The sequence below is a fragment of the Candidatus Planktophila lacus genome, assembly GCF_002288325.1.
Classification (GTDB): Bacteria; Actinomycetota; Actinomycetes; order Nanopelagicales; family Nanopelagicaceae; genus Planktophila; species Planktophila lacus.
Window position 1 is genome coordinate 428,098 of the sequence record NZ_CP016780.1, and the last position, 17,404, is coordinate 445,501.

16 protein-coding genes and 1 tRNA gene are annotated in these 17,404 nt (G+C 47.5%); 6 read left to right on the top strand and 11 right to left on the bottom strand.

Annotated elements, in window-relative coordinates:
• Positions 1-13: 13 nt before the first annotated feature.
• The 5 genes from A1sIIB106_RS02160 to A1sIIB106_RS02180 form a co-directional block, all read right to left on the bottom strand.
• Positions 14-754, bottom strand: a complete 741-nt coding sequence (locus A1sIIB106_RS02160; RefSeq protein ID WP_095677221.1) for an S-methyl-5'-thioinosine phosphorylase — start codon at positions 752-754, stop codon at positions 14-16.
• A gap of 4 nt (positions 755-758) precedes the next feature.
• Positions 759-2,267, bottom strand: coding sequence for an ABC transporter ATP-binding protein (locus tag A1sIIB106_RS02165; protein ID WP_095677222.1), 1,509 nt, complete (start codon positions 2,265-2,267; stop codon positions 759-761).
• A gap of 2 nt (positions 2,268-2,269) precedes the next feature.
• Positions 2,270-3,250 (bottom strand): ABC transporter permease, encoded by a 981-nt coding sequence (locus A1sIIB106_RS02170; RefSeq protein WP_095677223.1) that lies wholly within the window; start codon positions 3,248-3,250, stop codon positions 2,270-2,272.
• Positions 3,251-3,252: 2 nt separating this feature from the next.
• Positions 3,253-4,341, bottom strand: coding sequence for an ABC transporter permease (locus tag A1sIIB106_RS02175; RefSeq protein ID WP_095677224.1), 1,089 nt, complete (start codon positions 4,339-4,341; stop codon positions 3,253-3,255).
• A gap of 127 nt (positions 4,342-4,468) precedes the next feature.
• Positions 4,469-5,503: a BMP family ABC transporter substrate-binding protein gene (locus A1sIIB106_RS02180; protein ID WP_095677225.1), complete on the bottom strand. Its 1,035-nt coding sequence runs from the start codon at positions 5,501-5,503 to the stop codon at positions 4,469-4,471.
• Positions 5,504-5,682: 179 nt separating this feature from the next.
• Here A1sIIB106_RS02180 and A1sIIB106_RS02185 point away from each other — a divergent pair, with 179 nt between their 5' ends.
• Positions 5,683-6,171: a hypothetical protein gene (locus A1sIIB106_RS02185; protein WP_095677226.1), complete on the top strand. Its 489-nt coding sequence runs from the start codon at positions 5,683-5,685 to the stop codon at positions 6,169-6,171.
• A gap of 29 nt (positions 6,172-6,200) precedes the next feature.
• Here A1sIIB106_RS02185 and iolD read toward each other — a convergent pair whose 3' ends face one another.
• The 6 genes from iolD to A1sIIB106_RS02215 all read right to left on the bottom strand — a co-directional run bounded on the left by iolD (position 6,201) and on the right by A1sIIB106_RS02215 (position 14,532).
• Positions 6,201-8,120 (bottom strand): 3D-(3,5/4)-trihydroxycyclohexane-1,2-dione acylhydrolase (decyclizing), encoded by a 1,920-nt coding sequence (iolD, locus tag A1sIIB106_RS02190; protein WP_223299507.1) that lies wholly within the window; start codon positions 8,118-8,120, stop codon positions 6,201-6,203.
• Positions 8,121-8,147: 27 nt separating this feature from the next.
• Positions 8,148-9,638 carry a CoA-acylating methylmalonate-semialdehyde dehydrogenase gene (locus A1sIIB106_RS02195; protein ID WP_095677227.1) on the bottom strand — a complete coding sequence of 497 codons (1,491 nt, stop codon included), beginning with the start codon at positions 9,636-9,638 and terminating at the stop codon, positions 8,148-8,150.
• A 4-nt stretch (positions 9,639-9,642) separates the two neighbouring features.
• The gene (locus tag A1sIIB106_RS02200; protein WP_223299508.1) at positions 9,643-11,235 is read right to left on the bottom strand and encodes an amidohydrolase; all 1,593 of its coding nucleotides are present in this window, start codon (positions 11,233-11,235) and stop codon (positions 9,643-9,645) included.
• Positions 11,236-11,272: 37 nt separating this feature from the next.
• Complete coding sequence (locus A1sIIB106_RS02205) at positions 11,273-12,916, bottom strand: hypothetical protein (protein WP_095677228.1); 1,644 nt, start codon at positions 12,914-12,916, stop codon at positions 11,273-11,275.
• An 83-nt stretch (positions 12,917-12,999) separates the two neighbouring features.
• Positions 13,000-13,686, bottom strand: coding sequence for a hypothetical protein (locus A1sIIB106_RS02210; RefSeq protein WP_095677229.1), 687 nt, complete (start codon positions 13,684-13,686; stop codon positions 13,000-13,002).
• A gap of 3 nt (positions 13,687-13,689) precedes the next feature.
• Positions 13,690-14,532: a CPBP family intramembrane glutamic endopeptidase gene (locus A1sIIB106_RS02215; RefSeq protein ID WP_095677230.1), complete on the bottom strand. Its 843-nt coding sequence runs from the start codon at positions 14,530-14,532 to the stop codon at positions 13,690-13,692.
• Positions 14,533-14,640: 108 nt separating this feature from the next.
• On the opposite strand from A1sIIB106_RS02215, the gene A1sIIB106_RS02220 reads away from it, so the two are divergent.
• The 5 genes from A1sIIB106_RS02220 to A1sIIB106_RS02240 all read left to right on the top strand — a co-directional run bounded on the left by A1sIIB106_RS02220 (position 14,641) and on the right by A1sIIB106_RS02240 (position 17,396).
• A tRNA-Val gene (locus A1sIIB106_RS02220) sits at positions 14,641-14,713 on the top strand.
• A gap of 100 nt (positions 14,714-14,813) precedes the next feature.
• Complete coding sequence (locus A1sIIB106_RS02225) at positions 14,814-15,878, top strand: hypothetical protein (RefSeq protein ID WP_095677231.1); 1,065 nt, start codon at positions 14,814-14,816, stop codon at positions 15,876-15,878.
• A 9-nt stretch (positions 15,879-15,887) separates the two neighbouring features.
• Complete coding sequence (locus A1sIIB106_RS02230) at positions 15,888-16,376, top strand: DinB family protein (RefSeq protein ID WP_095677232.1); 489 nt, start codon at positions 15,888-15,890, stop codon at positions 16,374-16,376.
• 51 nt (positions 16,377-16,427) lie between these two features.
• On the top strand, positions 16,428-16,802 hold the full coding sequence (locus tag A1sIIB106_RS02235) for a hypothetical protein (protein ID WP_095677233.1): 375 nt from the start codon (positions 16,428-16,430) through the stop codon (positions 16,800-16,802).
• Between the two features lie 51 nt (positions 16,803-16,853).
• Complete coding sequence (locus A1sIIB106_RS02240; RefSeq protein WP_095677234.1) at positions 16,854-17,396, top strand: DUF305 domain-containing protein; 543 nt, start codon at positions 16,854-16,856, stop codon at positions 17,394-17,396.
• Positions 17,397-17,404 lie beyond the last annotated feature (8 nt).

The window sequence follows — 17,404 nt, forward strand, 5'->3', positions numbered from 1 at the left end:
ATTATATTTTCAACTACGAAGCCAGGATTTTTATCGCACCATCAATGATCGTGATTACATTTCCGGCACAACCCTTGATGACTTCACCGACGCCTTCATGGCTAATCTCTTCCTTAGAAAGGCCTGCTGCCGGGTTGGCAACAGCTGCGATTGCGGCGTAACGAAGCCCTGCTTCACGTGCCAACGTAGCTTCAGGTACACCAGTCATTCCAACCACGGTTACACCCAACATGGCGCACATGCGGATTTCGGCCGGTGATTCAAAACGGGGACCGTTATAGACGGCGTAGATTCCACCTTCGTGCAATTTGATATCTGCTTTCTTCGCAGATTTTGCAAGCGCCTTTTGAATCTTCTTGTCATAGATATAGGTCATATCAATATGTTGAACGCCGCCTTCTTGGACACCATCAAAGAAGGTATCTGCGCGACCATGAGTGAAGTCGATGAAATCATCAACTAACTGCAATGCACCCGGCTTTAACTTCTTATCGACGCCGCCAACAACGTTTACGCCGATAACGAGCTCTGCGCCCCAGTTCTTTAGCGCTTGAATATTTGCGCGATAGTTAACTTGGCTAGGTGGCACGGTGTGGTTAACGCCATGGCGAGTTAAGAAAGCAACTTCTGCGCCATGCCATTTTCCAGTCGTGATAACTGCCTGGCCGTAAGTGGTATCGACAGTTGTAGGGGATTGGCCTTCGAGCGCTGGAAGGTTGTAGAAACCTGTGCCAGCGATGATTGCGATCTTCAATTTATTACTCCTTTAGACCGGCCATGAGACGGCCGATGTAGTTGCGATCTGCATCTTTGGAGTCAACGATCGCAACGATCTTTCCACCCGACATAACCGCGATGCGGTCTGAGAGGGAGAGAATTTCATCGAGTTCGGCAGATACCAAAAGTACGCCAGCGCCGTTATCGCGCGCTGAAATTAACTGGTTATGGATAAATTCGATTGAACCAACATCCACACCGCGAGTTGGTTGAGCGGCAACCAACACTGGAAGTTCTTGGCTTAGTTCGCGAGCAACAACAACTTTCTGCTTATTTCCACCAGAGAGTGAACTCGCTTGATTAAAGGCTGAAGGTGTGCGGATATCGAACTTCTCAACAAGTTGTTCGGCATTCTTAGCAACTTCGCCAAGGTTTCGAATCCAACCTTTAGCAAAAGGCGCTTGATCGAATTGGTTTAACACCAAGTTATCGGCGATCGAGTAATTAGCGACTAGACCATGCTTTTCACGATCTTCAGGTACATGTGAAATACCGGCTTCGTGTACTGAATGTGGGGCCATATCTCTAGAAGCAACGCCGCTGATTAGAACTTCGCCTGCCTCGCGATGGCGCATACCGCAAATTGCTTCGACTAATTCGCGCTGACCATTTCCTTCCACGCCTGCAACACCAAGAATCTCGCCTTTATGAAGTACGAGATCTACTCCCTTAACTGACAAGATCTTGCGATCATCGCGAACTTGTAGCCCTTTAACTTCTAGAACAACTGCGCCGCGCTTAGCCTCAGTGCGATTGACCTGCAGAACAACAGAGCGCCCCACCATCATCTGCGCCAAGCCTGCTTCGTCGGTCTCCTTAGGAGTTGTTGTTCCGACTAGCTTTCCACCGCGTAAGACGACTACGCGATCGGCTACAGCCATAACTTCGTGGAGTTTGTGGGTAATCAAGACCACGCCAACAGCTGATTTAGCGAGGTTACGAATAACACCTAATAGTTCATCAATCTCTTGTGGAGTTAGAACAGCAGTTGGCTCGTCGAGAATCAAAAGCTTTACATCTTTACGCAGCGCCTTAAGAATTTCCACGCGCTGCTGCATACCAACTGGCAGATCTTCGATTACGGCATCAGGATCTACTTCAAGGCCATAACGCTTTGATAGCGCGATGATTTCTGCGCGTGCTGCCTTCTGATTGATAAATAATCCGCGCTTTGGTTCATCTCCCAAGATCAAGTTTTCAGCAACGGTCATAACCGGTACCAACTGGAAGTGCTGGTGAACCATACCGACGCCACGTGAGATAACTCCTGCGGTATCGCCGAAGACGATTGGAGTGCCACCGATCTTGATCTCGCCAGAATCTGGCTTAATCAAACCGAATACTGCTTTTAGCAACGTTGATTTACCAGCACCATTTTCGCCAAGCAGTGCAACAACTTCGCCAGCGTTAACAGTTAGCGAAACATTGTCATTTGCAACAACTCCGGGATAGCGCTTGGTTACGCCAGTTACTTCAAGAAGAGCGCTCATGGTTACTGTCCCTTCTCATATGGTTGACCTTCTGCGGCAGGTGGTCGCACCTTGCCGGCAGAAATTGTTAAGACAACGATCGTTAAAACATATGGAAGTGCCGCGGTAAATTGTGAAGGAATATTTACAACCTGATCGATCATCAACTGGCTGGCGTAAGCCTGAGTCAGCCCGAAGAAGAGCGCTGCCGCAAGTGCACCGAGTGGATTCCAGCGACCGAAGATCATCAAAGCGAGTGCGGTAAAGCCCTTACCTGCGATAAAGCCGCGTTCAAATGAACCAACTAGTTCGAGTGCCAGGTATGCGCCAGCAAGTGCACCGATCGCACCTGCGATCGTGACATTTATATAGCGCAGGCGAGCTACTGAAACACCTGCAGTGTCAGCGCTAGATGGGTGTTCGCCAACTGCACGAGAGCGCAAGCCCCAAGGCGTGTGATAAATCCCGACATAGAGAATCAGAATTACCGCAAGACCTATGAAGGTAAGTGCGCCGTGGATAAAGAGAACTTGTCCAAAGAATGGAATCTTGGAGAGAAGTGGAATTTCAAATGATTGGAAGACCGAAGGAATTGTCTTTCCCTGAACGTAGAGAAATGAAGTCAGTCCAGTCGCCAAAATATTGATAATAGTTCCGGCGATAATCTGATCCATGCGCCAAGAAACTGCCATCAACGCCAAGATAAAGCCCATCAGCGCACCAACCATGAGAGCGGCGATGAGTCCGATCACGATGTTCTGGGTTAGATAAGAAACAAAGAAGGCGACGAATGCTGAGATAAGCATCGTTCCCTCAATACCAATATTTACGATACCGGTACGTTCGCACATGATTCCGACCATCGCTGCGAGTGCAAGGGGGAGTGCGAAAGCAGTACCTGTTGCGTAAACGGAAGTTGTTATATCTGCGTCACGAGAGTAGAAGAAAGCTGTTGCTGCAACTGCGAGCAAGATATAAATATTGCGCTTGGTGAGGTGTTTCATAATTAGTTACCCCATCCGCTAGTCATAGATTTATTTGAGCTGTTTTTAAAGAAACGGGTAATTAAAGGCGCTGTGACAAAGAGCAGAATCAGCGCCATCAAGAGATCAACAATTTCTGGGGCAACACCGGCATCAAATTGCATATTGGCAGCACCTGCCCGCATGCCACCAATCAAGATTGCGCCCGGAATAATTCCAATCGGATGAACGCGGCCCAGCAGTGCAATTGTGATTCCATCAAATCCCAAACCTAAGTTAAATGCTGGTGCGTAGCGGTAGGTGATACCCAAAGTTTCGATCGCTCCACCTAATCCAGCTATTGCACCAGATACGACCATCGCTGATACAACTGTGCGCTTTACCGAGATACCTGAATACCAAGCGGCATGGCGGTTGCGACCAACGGTTTCGATTCGGAAACCGCTGGTTGTGCGACCTAGAACCCACCAGATAAAGACGCCAAGGATTACTGCGATAAAGAATCCTGAAGGCAAGTTTCCAATGATCGGAAGCCTTGCACTTTCGGCGATCTCTGAAGTTCGCGTTAAGAATTGACCTGGTTCGCGCAATTTTCCTGATGCCAAATAATCGGCAATTGCCATCACAATACTGTTAAGCATGATCGTTGTGATAACTTCATGGACACCGCGGTAGGCCTTTAACAGCCCTGAAATTGCAGCAACAATTGATCCGAAGAATGCGCCGATTATCAACGCAACTGGAATGTGAATGTAGCCAGGAAGACCATCAAAGGTAACGCCGGCCCAAGCCGCAGCAAGTGAACCAGAGAGAAGTTGTCCTTGAGCGCCGATATTAAATAAGCCAGCGCGTAAACCAACTGCAACTGCGAGTCCGCTTAAGACAAGAGGAGTTGATTTGCCGAGAGTTGCTCCAATTCCTTCAATGGAGCCAAAGGCGGTTTTAAAGAGTGACTTGTAAGCAACAACTGGATCGAGTCCTTGCAACTTTATTAATATTCCGCCAATAAAGAGCGCAATAAAAACTGCAATTATTGGAATTAACCAAGAGCCAACATCAAACTTTTTATCTGTCTTTTCCAGATCGGTTTTTATGGATTTCGTCTCGCTCATAATTGGCTATCTTATTGGTTTTTTGTAATAAAGAAAGAGGAAGGAAACTTCTAAAGATGGCTGGAGAAATGAAAGAGCGGGTGTGCAAATGCACACCCGCTCTTTCAACTAACTCTCAGATTATTAATTAACCCTTGAAGCCAGTTGGGATTGAACCAGCAAGAACGCCAGTTGTTGTCTTCTTCAAACGTACCTTGACTGCTGCAGGAACTTTTGAATCCAAGTCGTGGTGTGGTGCGAGACCAACTTGACCTGTGTAGTTTCCGCCCTTGATTGTTCCGGCCTTAGCCTGACCAACAAGTGTTGCAACTCCAAGTACTAGCTTCTTCTCTGCAGAAGTTACGAGACATGACTTTGCTTCAGGAACTGTGTAGTACTGATCGATGTCAACACCGATGCAGAGCGCGCCAGCCTTTTGGGCTACCTTGCCGATAGCACCGTTACCAGTTGATCCACCTGCACCGAAGATAACGTCGTATCCCTGTGTAAGTAGCTGGTTAGCAGTTGTTGCGCCCCATGCTGGATCTGAGAAAGCGTTATCGCCAGCTGCGTGGTAAACAACAGTTGACTTGATCTTCTTGCTGCGCTGCTTTGCTGCGTATGCAATTCCGCCTTCGTATCCTTCACCGAACTTGCGAACAGGAAGTACTTCCTTCATACCGAATACTGCGCCGACCTTATTGGTCTTTGTTAGGTATCCAGCGAGGTAACCGGCCAAGAAGCCAGCCTTATCTTCGTCGAAGATCAAACCTGTGTAGTTAGTTTCTGTTGATGCGTTGAACTGATCAACACCGATGAACTTGATCTTTGGATAAAGCTTTGCAGCAGCTGCTGAAGCATCACCCATCAAGAAGCCGACAGTTACGATTGCGTTGTAACCCTTGTCAGCGAAAAGTTTGATGTTCTTTGCATAATCTTTTGAATCTGTAGTTTCGATGTACTTAGCGAAACCGCCGGCTTTCTTAGCGCCTGCTACAGCGCCTTCCCATGCTGCTTGGTTGAATGACTTGTCGTCAATCTTTCCAAGGTCAGTTACGAGACCAACGCAAAATTCGCCAGCCTTACCGCAATCTGCTTCTGTTGTTGCAGCATTTGCTGGAACAATGAAGCCAACTGTTGCAAGAGCGAGTGCAGCTGTAATGGCTGAAATTCTCTTAATCAAGTGGAGCTCCTTATATAGACGCGGTCGATTAGGGCAATCGACCTACAAAACGTTTGTGAGGTAAGAGTAACCGAGCCCAAGAAATGTGCTATTCACTCGCCGTTTTCTGCACGTTAATCTTTATTACGTTTTGATTAACTTAAACCTTCAACTTGAGGTTTAGGTCCTATGATTTACGCATGAGATCAAAGAGATTGGCAGCATTCGCAGTGCTAGCGCTCTTATTCTCGGGTTCGCCCACCGCTGAGGCTTTATCTAAAGGCTCTTTCTACCTAGAGCTAAAGACTGGTTGCTATAGCGCCAATAAAGCGCCAACTAAATCAAGCCGCTGGACCGATACAAATTACAAAACTCTTTATCCAACCGGTTGCACGGCACCACATCATTACGAAGTCTTTTACATCGGCAAGATAAAGGCGAAAGATTTAAATTCTGATGCGGCAAAGAAAGAGGCAGGAATCGCTTGCGACAATGCCGCGATTGCAACGCTTACTGGACAGAAAGAGTTGCCACCGACTTTAACTTACGGATATTTCTTTCCAGATCCAGGTGCCGAAGAGAAGAAGTACGGCAAGAAGATTTTGTGCTTCTTTAGAGTTGCCGACCCGAAGAACGACAAGTTAACGCTTTCGATCAAACGCACTTTTCGCGAAGTCAGTTACGTTTAACCAGACCAAAAATCCAAATAAAAGAAAACCTAGTCGCGTTCGCTCGCGCCCTTACCGAAGTATCTCTTCTGCGCCTTGCGCGCCTCTGAATAATGCGCGTATGCCTTCTGCGTACTTTCCAAAGTAGATACCGCAGGAATAGGAACTTCCCACCACGCTTCTCCACCCGGTGCATAAAGCAGTGGATCGCTATTGATATGGATCAGCGTTGCAGTTGGGTGCGCTTTAGCCAGCTTCATCGCTGCAGATAGATCTGCAATGGCGTTAGGAGTTTCAGCGATGCGAATTACATTCATTCCGAGGCTCTCGGCATTGGTTGCAAGATCAACTGGCAAGACGTCGCCGGTCTCATGGTTGTTGGCTTTCTTATCGCGGAAGCGGTACTTGGTACCAAAGCGCTGCGAACCAATATCTTCAGAGAGATGGCCGATAGATGCAAAGCCATGGTTCTGCACTAGAACAACAATAAATTTCAGGCCTTCTGCAACCGCGGTAACGAGTTCGGTATGCATCATTAAGTAAGAGCCATCGCCCATCATCACAACTGGTGTACGTGATGAATCAGCGCGAGCAACACCTAAACCTGCTGCGATTTCATATCCCATACATGAGAAGGCATATTCCATGTGATAACCAAGTGGATCACGTACCCGCCATAACTTATGGAGATCACCAGGAAGTGAACCTGCTGCGCCAACCAGAACATCGCGGGGATCTGTTGCTGCCTGCACCGCACCAATGATCTCGCTCTGGCTTGGCTTTGCTAACTTTTGATCAACGAAAGATGCATCAACAATGGCATTCCAGGTTGTCTTCTCTTCAGCAATCTTCTTGGCATATGCCGCATCTACCGCATATCCATTTAGCTCTTGTAAAAGTTCAGTTAACGCCTCGCGCGCATCGGCAACAACCGGAATTGCGCTGCCATGCTTAAAGGCATCGAAGGCGGTTACGTTGATATTGATAAATTTAACATCTGGGTTTTGGAAGACGGTGCGAGATGCGGTTGTGAAATCGCTATATCGAGTGCCGATACCAATTACTAGATCAGCATCCTTTGCTAAACGGTTTGAAGTAGTTGTACCTGTTGCACCAACAGAGCCGCACATCTGTGGGTGATCCCAGTTAAGCGAACCCATTCCGGCTTGTGATACACCAACTGGAATGCCAGTTGATTCAACAAACTTGGTTAGCGCTGCATGTGCATCAGAGTAGATAACTCCGCCACCGGCAACGATAAATGGACGCTTTGCGCTGCGGATCGCCTTTGCAGCAACTGCACTGACACCAGCATCTGGGCGTGGACGGCGGATATGCCATTCGCGATCTGCTAAGAATTCTTCGGGAACTTCAATCGTTTCGGCCTGCACATCTTCAGGAAGACAGATAGTTACTGCACCTGTTTCAGCAGGATCGGTCAACACACGCATTGCGCCAAGCAGCGAACTAAAGATTTGTTCTGGGCGATTGATGCGATCGAAGAATTTAGATAGCGGTTTAAATGCATCATTGACCGACATCGTTAAGTCATATGGTTGTTCTAACTGCTGCAGAACTGGATCAGAGACCCGGTTTGCAAAGGTATCTGCAGGAAAGAGCAACACTGGTAAACGATTTGTTGTTGCAACTGCGGCACCTGTGAGCATATTTGTTGCTCCTGGCCCAACTGATGATGCACAAGCAAAGGTAGAACGACGACGAGTCATACGTGCATATGCCGATGATTCGTGAACCATTGCTTGTTCATTACGCGCTTGGTGGTACGGCATTAAATCTGGATCAGTCGTTGATAACTGCTTTAGCGCTTGTCCGATACCTGCCACGTTGCCGTGTCCAAAGATTCCAAAGACGCCCTGAATAGTTCGCTCGCGATGTGTGCCATCAACTGTGTATTGATGTGCCAAGAATTCGACGATTGCTTGACCGACGCTCATCTTGCGAGTTGCCATTTGTAGCTCCCTTGACGTGTTTACTAATTAATTCTGGGGAAAGCCGAGGTTGATTCCACCATGGCTTGGATCTAACCAGCGGCTAGTGATCGCTTTGCCGCGAGTAAAGAAGTGCACGCCTTCTTCACCGTGCGCTTTGGTGTCACCAAATAACGATTGCTTCCAACCACCGAATGAGTAGTAAGCAACTGGTACAGGGATTGGAACGTTAATTCCGACCATGCCAACTTGAATCTCGTTCTGGAAGCGACGCGCTGCGCCACCATCATTTGTAAAGATCGCAGTTCCGTTGCCGAATGCACCGCTATTAATTAGCGCAACGCCTTCGTCGTATGTCTTTACGCGAACAACAGAAAGGACTGGTCCGAAGATTTCATCCTTATAAACACTTGAAGTAGTTGGTACCTGGTCGATCAGGGTTGGCCCAAGCCAGAAACCAGCAGCCTCGCCATCGGCCTTTACGCCGCGACCATCAACAACAACCTTTGCACCATCTTTAATTGCAATATCAATGTAGCCAGCAACCTTGTCACGGTGTTCTTTAGTAACAAGTGGACCCATATCGCATCCGCGGCGACCATCACCGGTGCGCAACTTGTCCATACGAGAAACGATCTTCTCGATCAAGGCATCTGCAACTGGCTCAACTGCAACGACAACTGAGATCGCCATGCAACGTTCTCCAGCTGAACCGAAGCCTGCGTTGATCGCTGAATCTGCAACTAGTTCGAGGTCAGCATCTGGCAAGACCAACATATGGTTCTTGGCGCCACCAAGTGATTGCACGCGCTTTCCAGCCTTGGCACATTCTTCGTAGATATAACGCGCAATTGGAGTTGAACCAACGAATGAAATTGATTCAACATCAGGGGAGTGCAACAAACCATCTACAGATTCTTTATCGCCATTCAAAACGTTAAATACGCCATCAGGCAGACCCGCCTCTTTCCAAAGCTTGGCGATCCAGATTGATGCAGTTGGATCTTTCTCAGATGGCTTCAATACAACTGTGTTTCCGGCAGCGATTGCGATTGGGTAGAACCACATCGGAACCATCGCTGGGAAGTTAAATGGAGAGATAATTCCAACAACGCCAAGTGCCTGACGAGTTGAGTAAACATCCACACCGGTTGAAACGTTTTCGGAGTAGTAACCCTTAATAAGTTGTGGCATTCCAACTGCAAACTCGACTACTTCTTGGCCACGGGTAATTTCACCGAGAGCATCAGATAAAACTTTTCCGTGCTCGCTCGTGATGATCTCGGCGAGCTCGCCCTTTTTAGCATTTAGAAGTTCGCGGAATTTAAAGACGATCTGTTGACGCGCTGCTAGTGAAGTCTTCGACCAACCAGGAAATGCTTTCTTCGCAGATGCGATAGCAGCGTTGATCTCTGCCGCATTTGCCAGCGCAACGCGCTTTGTCTCAACACCTAAAGCAGGGTCATAGACAGGAGCGGTGCGTCCTGATGTGCTTGGTACCTCTTTATTATCAATCCAGTGTCCAACAGTTGTAGTCATAGCCTCATCCTATGACGGCAACCCCAGATTTATAAACGGTCCGAATCTTGATACTGGCCACATCATGCGGTGCAATCGCCAGCGGGTTCTGCTCCAGAATCATCAAATCTGCCTGCATTCCGACGGCGATCTCGCCAAAGCGCTTTTCATTAAAGCCTTGGTAGGCAACGCCTGCGGTGTAGAAAGACAAACTCTCTTCAACCGTTATCGCCTCGTGCGCACTCCAACCTTCAGCCGGCCATTTATCTGGTGATTGGCGATGCGTTGGAACCGCTAGCGCCAATAAAGGAATGTAAGAGGTAACTGGCCAATCGCTGCCGTAACTCATTCGCGCACCGCTTTTAACCATCGACTTCAATTGATATTGACGATTGTTTCGTTCATCACCAATACGCGGTGCAATAAGTTCTTTATTCATCGGATCTAAGTAAGTCCACAACGGTTGGAAGTTTGCAATCACCCCAAGGGATGCAAAACGTGGCAGATCTGCTTCATCAATTAACTGCGCATGTGTAATGACGGGACGGCGATCCCACTTGGGATTTACCGCCACCATCTTTTCAATCGTATCGAGCGCCTGTCGAGCTGCCGCATCTCCAATGGCATGGATATGTAGTTGATAACCCTGCGAATCAAATAACACAGCGGCATCCAAGATTTCGTCATCGCTCCAGATCAATAAACCCTTCGATGTTGGATTATCTAGATATGGCTCAAGCAGCGCCGCGGTTCCGGCAGATAAAGCACCATCGCCAATAATCTTTATCGTCTTACATGCCAACTTCGACTTAGGTCCAAGTGCATTTACTTGTTCGCGAATCTGCCCAAAGTATTCGACGTTATCTCGCCATGAATCTGGCTGCGCCAACATGTATAAATCCATATTGATCTGTAACGCACCTGATTTATCGGCCGCTATATAAGCCTCTGCCATACCCGGTGTAACCCACGCATCAACTGATGCGGTGACACCACTTTCTAAGTAACGCTGCGAAGACCAAGCTATTGCTGCTACATCATCTTCTAGTGTGCGCTCTGGCGCGTGTTTCATAATCAAATCCATCGCAGATGGCTCGCGCAGTGTGCCGCGCGCTGATCCATCGGGGTTACGCGCAATGGTGCCACCATCAGGATCAACAGTTGCAGCGGTTATTCCGGCAATCTCAATCGCTTTGCTATTTACCCAAATCGTATGGTGATCAACAGCCTGCAAAACAACGGGGCGATCACTAACAACTTCATCTAACCAACTTGCTAAGAAATCTCCACCGCTAACTGAAGCAGCTTCATAAGCACCGCCCACAATCCACGGGGTATTCGGATTAGCCTCTGCAAATCTTTTAACTTCGGCAACGATTTCAGCAACAGTCTGTAGACCATTTACTAGCGGCCCTTGCGCTTCGCGTCCACCAAATAACGGATGTGCATGGCCATCCATAAATGCCGGTGCCATAAACTCACCTTTTAGATCAACAACGTTATCTCCGGGTTGAGCAGCGCCATTTATCTCAACGATCTTCTCGCCATCGATGCGCACAGAGTCGGCAACACATCCGATGCCACACCAGATAGTGCCGCCGCTAAAGAAAGTTGCCACTTGCGCTCCCTAGAAAGAATTGGCGCAAGTCTAGGGGTTACTTCTTTTTATATCCCGCCGGGCACTTAGGACTAACTGCCGTTACCTTCTTAGTGGTCTTTCCCTTTACGCAAGAGATTGTGATCTTCTTAGAGGCGACCGGCGCCACAACCTTCTCCTGAGAAAGCTTTACGTTGATAGTTGGCGCAGAGAATGTAAATCCCTTAGCAGAGAGATAGAGCCATCCGTTCTTCTCGTTAACGATAGTGGTGGCAACTTTCTTCTCACCTTCATCGGAGGTAATTGAAATCTCTGCCTTGATCGGAGCGCTTGAGAAACCATAGAGACAGCGCGCAATATCGCTACGCATCGACAAGTCGTAACTTCCGGAGGCGAGAGAGCCATTTGCTTCATAATGCGGTGAAGCAACTTTATAGGTGAGCGATTGCGATTCTTTATCAAATGTCGGAGGACCAGGTAGATAAGTAAGGGCATTGGTTGTTACAAGACCTGCAACGTTTCCTGTGTTATCTGAACATTTCTGAACATCACTGGAATTCTGGCCGTAATTCATTGCTTTAAAGGCCCAAGTTGTGTTTGTCGATGTTGCCTTATCTTTATATGCGGGGGCAAAGGCCGCAGCTAAATCAACCATTACAGCTGAAGAGGAACCGTCGTTGATGCGTGCTTCTCTTATTCCATCCCCGCTCTTTCCGAAGTATCTATCAGTAAAAACAATGTCTCGAACTTTCTGTGGAATCTCTGCATTAGGAACAGAGAAGTTCAACGTTGGAACACGTACTGGTTCGGCTTCGACTGAAATTTCCTGTCCAGTTTTCCAATTCTTAATCGTTACATCAGGCAGTGCCAAACGTCCGTGGTACCAACCAGATAACTTTGTTCCCATGCGCAGCGAAACACCAAAGCGATAGCCCGCTGGAAATTCACGAACGGCTTCACAGACATTTACATCAGTTCCGACACAACGCGAACCGTCTGGCAAATACCAATTTCCAGTATCGCCCCAGTTAACCCAAGAAGCACGAGCGGTGCCGTTATCACGCGGCTGAATCAATCTATATTGCCCAGGAATTTCTTCGACAGGCGATATTCCAGTCTTTAGCTCGCTAAGGAAAATCTTTCGTGCACTAATTGGCTCACCAGCTTTCTTCTCTGGTTGAGCAAGCATAAATTGAGATGATACAAAGTATGTATCTTTACCTGCGCTATTGATGACGCCAGGTATTTGCCACAGCGCACCTTGCCCTGTTCCATCCGGCAAATTGATCGCAACATTTTCTTTAAATGTAAATTTCCCGTAATCCAGTGGAACAGATTTAACTAATTTTCCAGGAATCTTTTTTCCGGCCGAGTCAACCGCCCAAACATCAGCGATACATGCAACGCTTGATGCATCGGTACAAACAGTGAGATTTACATATCCGATAATTCCAGCCGCATCAGTGCAAATCTTGTCCTCGAGATCATCGCAACGAAGCCAAGTTTCCTGCGAATCCAAGTTGCCTTTACCGAAGACAACATTTGGTGAGCGACCAAACTCCAACCCATCTTCGATTAGCAGTCCGAGTAGAGGAATATCTGGAGCGAACTTCATTCCGGCGTTAGCCGTATTGGCCTGAACCAACGAACCCAACAAAAGCGCAGCAACTAGAGCTGCTCCATATTTACGGACTGACTTCACGTAAAACCCCATTCGCAACTGACCGATACAGCCTACTTAGGCCTATATATCTGCCGTCAATTACCCCCGCGATTTATGCAGGGCTATTCCAGTTCCTTCGGCGCCTGCATCGTAAGCGGCGGGATCGCCGGCTTATCTTCCTCAAGCTCCTTCATATTCTTATCTATCTCTTTGATGACCCGATCGATGCCGTACTCGGCGGCGATCAGGGCGCAGGATAAGAAACGGTTAAATTCTCGGCCATCACGGGCGCCGAATAAAACCCCCGAAGTCTTCTGACGATTGCTGACATGAAAGATGTAATCAGTCTCATCGGCGGATGCGGCAGCACCGTTCCACTTTGAAAAAGCCCACTCTTTGGTATTAAACATTCCGTTAAACAAAACGCGCTGGGTTGTTAAAAGCACATCGCCGACTTCAGCATATTTCTGAATTGGATCACCGGAAACATATGTACCGCGCGTTGCACCAACGCGATAACGAATACCGGCAACCACCGGAATGCTTAGCCCTTGGCTAGAGCCTTGAAAACTTCCGGCGCCTCGACCTGCTTCGTGGAATTGACCTTGCGCAGTCCAGAGAACTATTTCGCCAGCCTTTTGAATCGTCTGATTAACAACAACATCTTCACCTTTAGCCGCCAATAGAAATGCATCGCGCGCCTTCTGAAAGATTTCAATATCGCTCTGCCAATCAGTTAACTCGGCATCGTAAACTTCCATCGCGCTTTTATATGCGCGCTTAGCTTTCCAATTAGCGATAAATCCCATGGCCTAATTCTGCCCAACTAGCGCCGGTTTGTCCGAACTTTCGTCAACTAACTTCCATTTAATTGCTAGACGGATAGCAAAGCCTTTCAACCACCGCGGAACCCAGATCTTGCGTGGCTTTGAAAAGTAGAGAATCAAGAGAGCGGGAAAGAGAGCCATTAAGAAATCTGAAAATGGCGATGTCAGCCCTTCCCAGAATGGATACGAAGTCGGCGGGTTATCAGCCAACTTTGGGGGAGTCTTATCAAAGACAACGCTCCAATCCATGAGCGCATGCACCAAGACCGCCACCCAAATACTGCGCGTTGCAATCATGATCGCGCACATCAAGAAACCAAAACAGAAGGCGCTCATCACATGCCAATAGGCCAACCATGGATCCCAATCGCTGCCCGTGTAGAGATTTAAATGCATCAACCCGAAGAAGAGCGATGAAACAAATATCGCCGCCTTATGGCTTCGCCTCTTTAACACGCCATATATAAAGCCACGAGCAACGATTTCTTCACCGAAACCTATAGAGAGCAAGAAGATAATCCCGGGCACCGCAACTTTCCACGGTTTCATCACGTTATCTTCATTAGAGATAACTGAAATCAAAATCGCAGCAGAGAGAGCCATGGCAAAGATTGAACCAGGTGAAATACGAGGCAATCCAAAGTATTCAAGCGTTGGCAAATTAAATCGCTTAATGAAAAAGAGAAATACCAAACCCATCACAACGAAAGCCGCGATATTGCTGGCGCTTCCAGACGGATCCATAAATGGAACGCGCACATATCGCAGCAACAAAATTGCAAAGAACGAGAACCCCGCTAAGGAGATCCCGATCTGTAATCGCTTCATACCCTCAAAGCTAGCGAGCCCCACTGACAAACGTGGTTCATATTTATCCACAACAAAGTAAAAAACCTAAGTCAGCAAACTTCTACTGACTTAGGTTCCGTCCTGCGTACCGCTGTAGCTCAATGGATAGAGCACCTATCTTACTAATGGGAGTGTAGGGGTTCGATTCCCCTCAGCGGTACGCACACCTAATGGCCACGCCGTAGTAAAGCGTGGCCATTAGTATTTTCTTACGCAGAGTAACTATTTACTTAGTATCCAAAGACCCAATACTTTTGGCTATGAAATTTCGCGCAGCCGCCTTGGCCTTAGCCCTTTGCGCATCAACCTTTGTCCAGCCCGCAAACGCTTCATATAACGGCGTTATCGACTATTCAAATCCGCGAATCGTTCCGATCTTCAGAAATGTAAATCAGGATTTCCCATCCTGGTCCGGTTACGCGTATTCATCAAGAATCATTTTCACAGCTGGACACAGCGAGGTAACAGTTAAAGAGAATGGCGAACGAATTGACCATTCTGCGATGCCTGCCTTTGTGGGATTACCAAACTCGAAAACTAGTAAAGATCTGAAGAAAGTGCCGGTGATTAAAAGATATCTCTCTACCACCATGCGTTTTGAAGGTGGAGCTATGGGCGATTTTGCAATCTATGTACTTGGCGAAGATATCGGTGACTTCAAGCCGGCAAAGCTAGGCACTTTAGAGATTCAAAAAGAATTGGAAGCGCAGAAAGCAGTGGTTGAAATAACTGGCTATGGAGAATATAGAGATCGCTGCAATGAGGGTGAAAAACTTCCATGTACCGATAAATTCCAACCTCCACAATCTCAAGAACCTCGTAAGTTAAAAGTTCAAGTGCGCCCATATGATGACTTTCTAACTCTCGTCGGTTATGAACGTCCGCAAGTAAAGGGAAGCCTGCTTACTTGGGGTGGCGGGAAAATCAGCCCTTGTGGTGGCGATTCAGGTGGATCTGTTACAACAACTTACAAGGGCGAAGAAATCTACCTATCTGTCACACCAAATGGTATGAACGGTTATGCATGTGGTGCAGCCGGTTATTACGATGGAAAAGGCGGAATTGGTTATGCATCACCGATTCAAGACCATCTTGATATTTTGAAGCAGGCAGAGGATTTTGTCGCTGCAGCACTTGCACAAGAAGCAATAGAAAGAGCGAAAGCAAAGCCCGCTCCAACACCTTCGCCATCGGCATCTCCGACTCCTGTAGCTAAACCAATCGCAGCGCCTAAGAAATCAACGATTACCTGCGTTAAAGGAAAGACTTCAAAGAAGGTCACTGCCGTTTCACCGAAGTGCCCATCTGGCTATAAGAAGAAGTAGAGTCCACACATGACAATTTCACTTCAGCGCGCACTCGAACATATGGCTTGGGCCAACCAAGAGATCTACAAGTTAATCGCCGAGCTACCCGATGAAGCACTCGATGCCTATGCCACAGACCCAGAATTTCCGATCCGCGAAATCCTGCGCCACATCGCATCATCATCCGGCAGTTACGCATCGCGCCTCGAAGAGACAGCCCCCGTCGTACTAGAGCAGCCAAAGAACATGGCCGAACTCCGCGAGCTCACAAAAATTCTTGCAGTAAATGATGCTCGCCTTTTGAAACTTGTTGATCTCGAAGATAAAACAATTGCAATAACTCGCGATGGCGAAACCACACATTGGTTACGCTCCACCATCATCACCCAAGCAGTGCACCACTCAATCGAACACCGCGCGCACGCCGTTTCTGCACTCGAAGCCCGCGGTTACAAAAAGGTAGACCTAGATGACTTCGACGTCTGGAGCTACGAACTCAGCCTGAGAATCGATTGAGAATCCTGTTTTAACGAGAATATTCAAGGTTCGGTTGGTACCGTTTACTTCATGTTCGCCTTCAAATCGCTAGCGGCCAAGTACAGCGGGGCAATGGCGCTATTTCTGGTGATCTTCTCTGCTGGGTTTGTTGTCGTGCATGCATGTCACTCAGAGCAGGCAACTCATGCCAGCGCAGCCGGTCATCATCAAGTTCTCGAACAATCCGGAGGCAACGCAATTGGCGGCAATTCACTCGTTGCAAATGTATGCACAGCTGCCTTCTTCGTAGTTCTCCTGGTAAGTCGCAAATATCTTCTCAAGAAAAGCAGCGGTGTCCTTCTTCGTGTAAAGAGCCAGATATTCCTTTTAGGCAGCGTTTTACAAAGGCCACCCAATATCAAATACGCGCTTTCACTTACTCAATTAGGAGTTATCCGAATCTAAACCTATCTCGTTAATTAGTCATCTATTTAACTAATGAGAAAAGGAATATTCATGTTTAAGAAAATTATTGTTGCACTCTTGTTTTTAGTCTCATTTTCACCCGCAAGCCCAGCAGTCGCAAGCTCCCACGGTAAGACGCTCAGCAATCTAAATAGCAATGACATCATGTTCGCTCAAATGATGATTCCCCATCACCAACAAGCTATAGAGATGTCGAAATATGCTCTGAAAAATAGTTCAAATAAAGAGATTAAAGTTCTCGCAACGGCTATCTCATCTGCTCAAGGTAAAGAAATAGCCCAGATGAAGTATTGGCTACGCGCCACTAAATCACCAGCGACTATGGGCCATCACATGGATATGAACGGCATGATCTCAGATAAACAAATGAAGGAGTTGAGCGCTTTAAAGGGATCTAAATTCGATAAAGCATTCTTGAGCGCAATGATCGAACATCACCAGGGAGCCCTGGAAATGGTGGAACTTTTAAATTCAACTAAGAACGCAGAAGCGAAAAAATTGGCAAAAGAAATAATCCGAGTGCAAAAAGCTGAGATTTCATCGATGAAGAAGCTATTGGCCACGTCCGCTTAAGGCGATTT

What these genes read in the sequence shown, in the direction of transcription:
- A1sIIB106_RS02165 (WP_095677222.1), bottom strand. Translation starts at nt 2,267, where the DNA reads ATGAGCGCTCTTCTTGAAGTAACTGGCGTAACCAAGCGCTATCCCGGA.
- A1sIIB106_RS02170 (WP_095677223.1), bottom strand. Translation starts at nt 3,250, where the DNA reads ATGAAACACCTCACCAAGCGCAATATTTATATCTTGCTCGCAGTTGCA.
- A1sIIB106_RS02175 (WP_095677224.1), bottom strand. Translation starts at nt 4,341, where the DNA reads ATGAGCGAGACGAAATCCATAAAAACCGATCTGGAAAAGACAGATAAA.
- A1sIIB106_RS02185 (WP_095677226.1), top strand. Translation starts at nt 5,683, where the DNA reads ATGAGATCAAAGAGATTGGCAGCATTCGCAGTGCTAGCGCTCTTATTC.
- iolD (WP_223299507.1), bottom strand. Translation starts at nt 8,120, where the DNA reads ATGGCAACTCGCAAGATGAGCGTCGGTCAAGCAATCGTCGAATTCTTG.
- A1sIIB106_RS02195 (WP_095677227.1), bottom strand. Translation starts at nt 9,638, where the DNA reads ATGACTACAACTGTTGGACACTGGATTGATAATAAAGAGGTACCAAGC.
- A1sIIB106_RS02210 (WP_095677229.1), bottom strand. Translation starts at nt 13,686, where the DNA reads ATGGGATTTATCGCTAATTGGAAAGCTAAGCGCGCATATAAAAGCGCG.
- A1sIIB106_RS02215 (WP_095677230.1), bottom strand. Translation starts at nt 14,532, where the DNA reads ATGAAGCGATTACAGATCGGGATCTCCTTAGCGGGGTTCTCGTTCTTT.
- A1sIIB106_RS02225 (WP_095677231.1), top strand. Translation starts at nt 14,814, where the DNA reads ATGAAATTTCGCGCAGCCGCCTTGGCCTTAGCCCTTTGCGCATCAACC.
- A1sIIB106_RS02230 (WP_095677232.1), top strand. Translation starts at nt 15,888, where the DNA reads ATGACAATTTCACTTCAGCGCGCACTCGAACATATGGCTTGGGCCAAC.
- A1sIIB106_RS02235 (WP_095677233.1), top strand. Translation starts at nt 16,428, where the DNA reads ATGTTCGCCTTCAAATCGCTAGCGGCCAAGTACAGCGGGGCAATGGCG.
- A1sIIB106_RS02240 (WP_095677234.1), top strand. Translation starts at nt 16,854, where the DNA reads ATGTTTAAGAAAATTATTGTTGCACTCTTGTTTTTAGTCTCATTTTCA.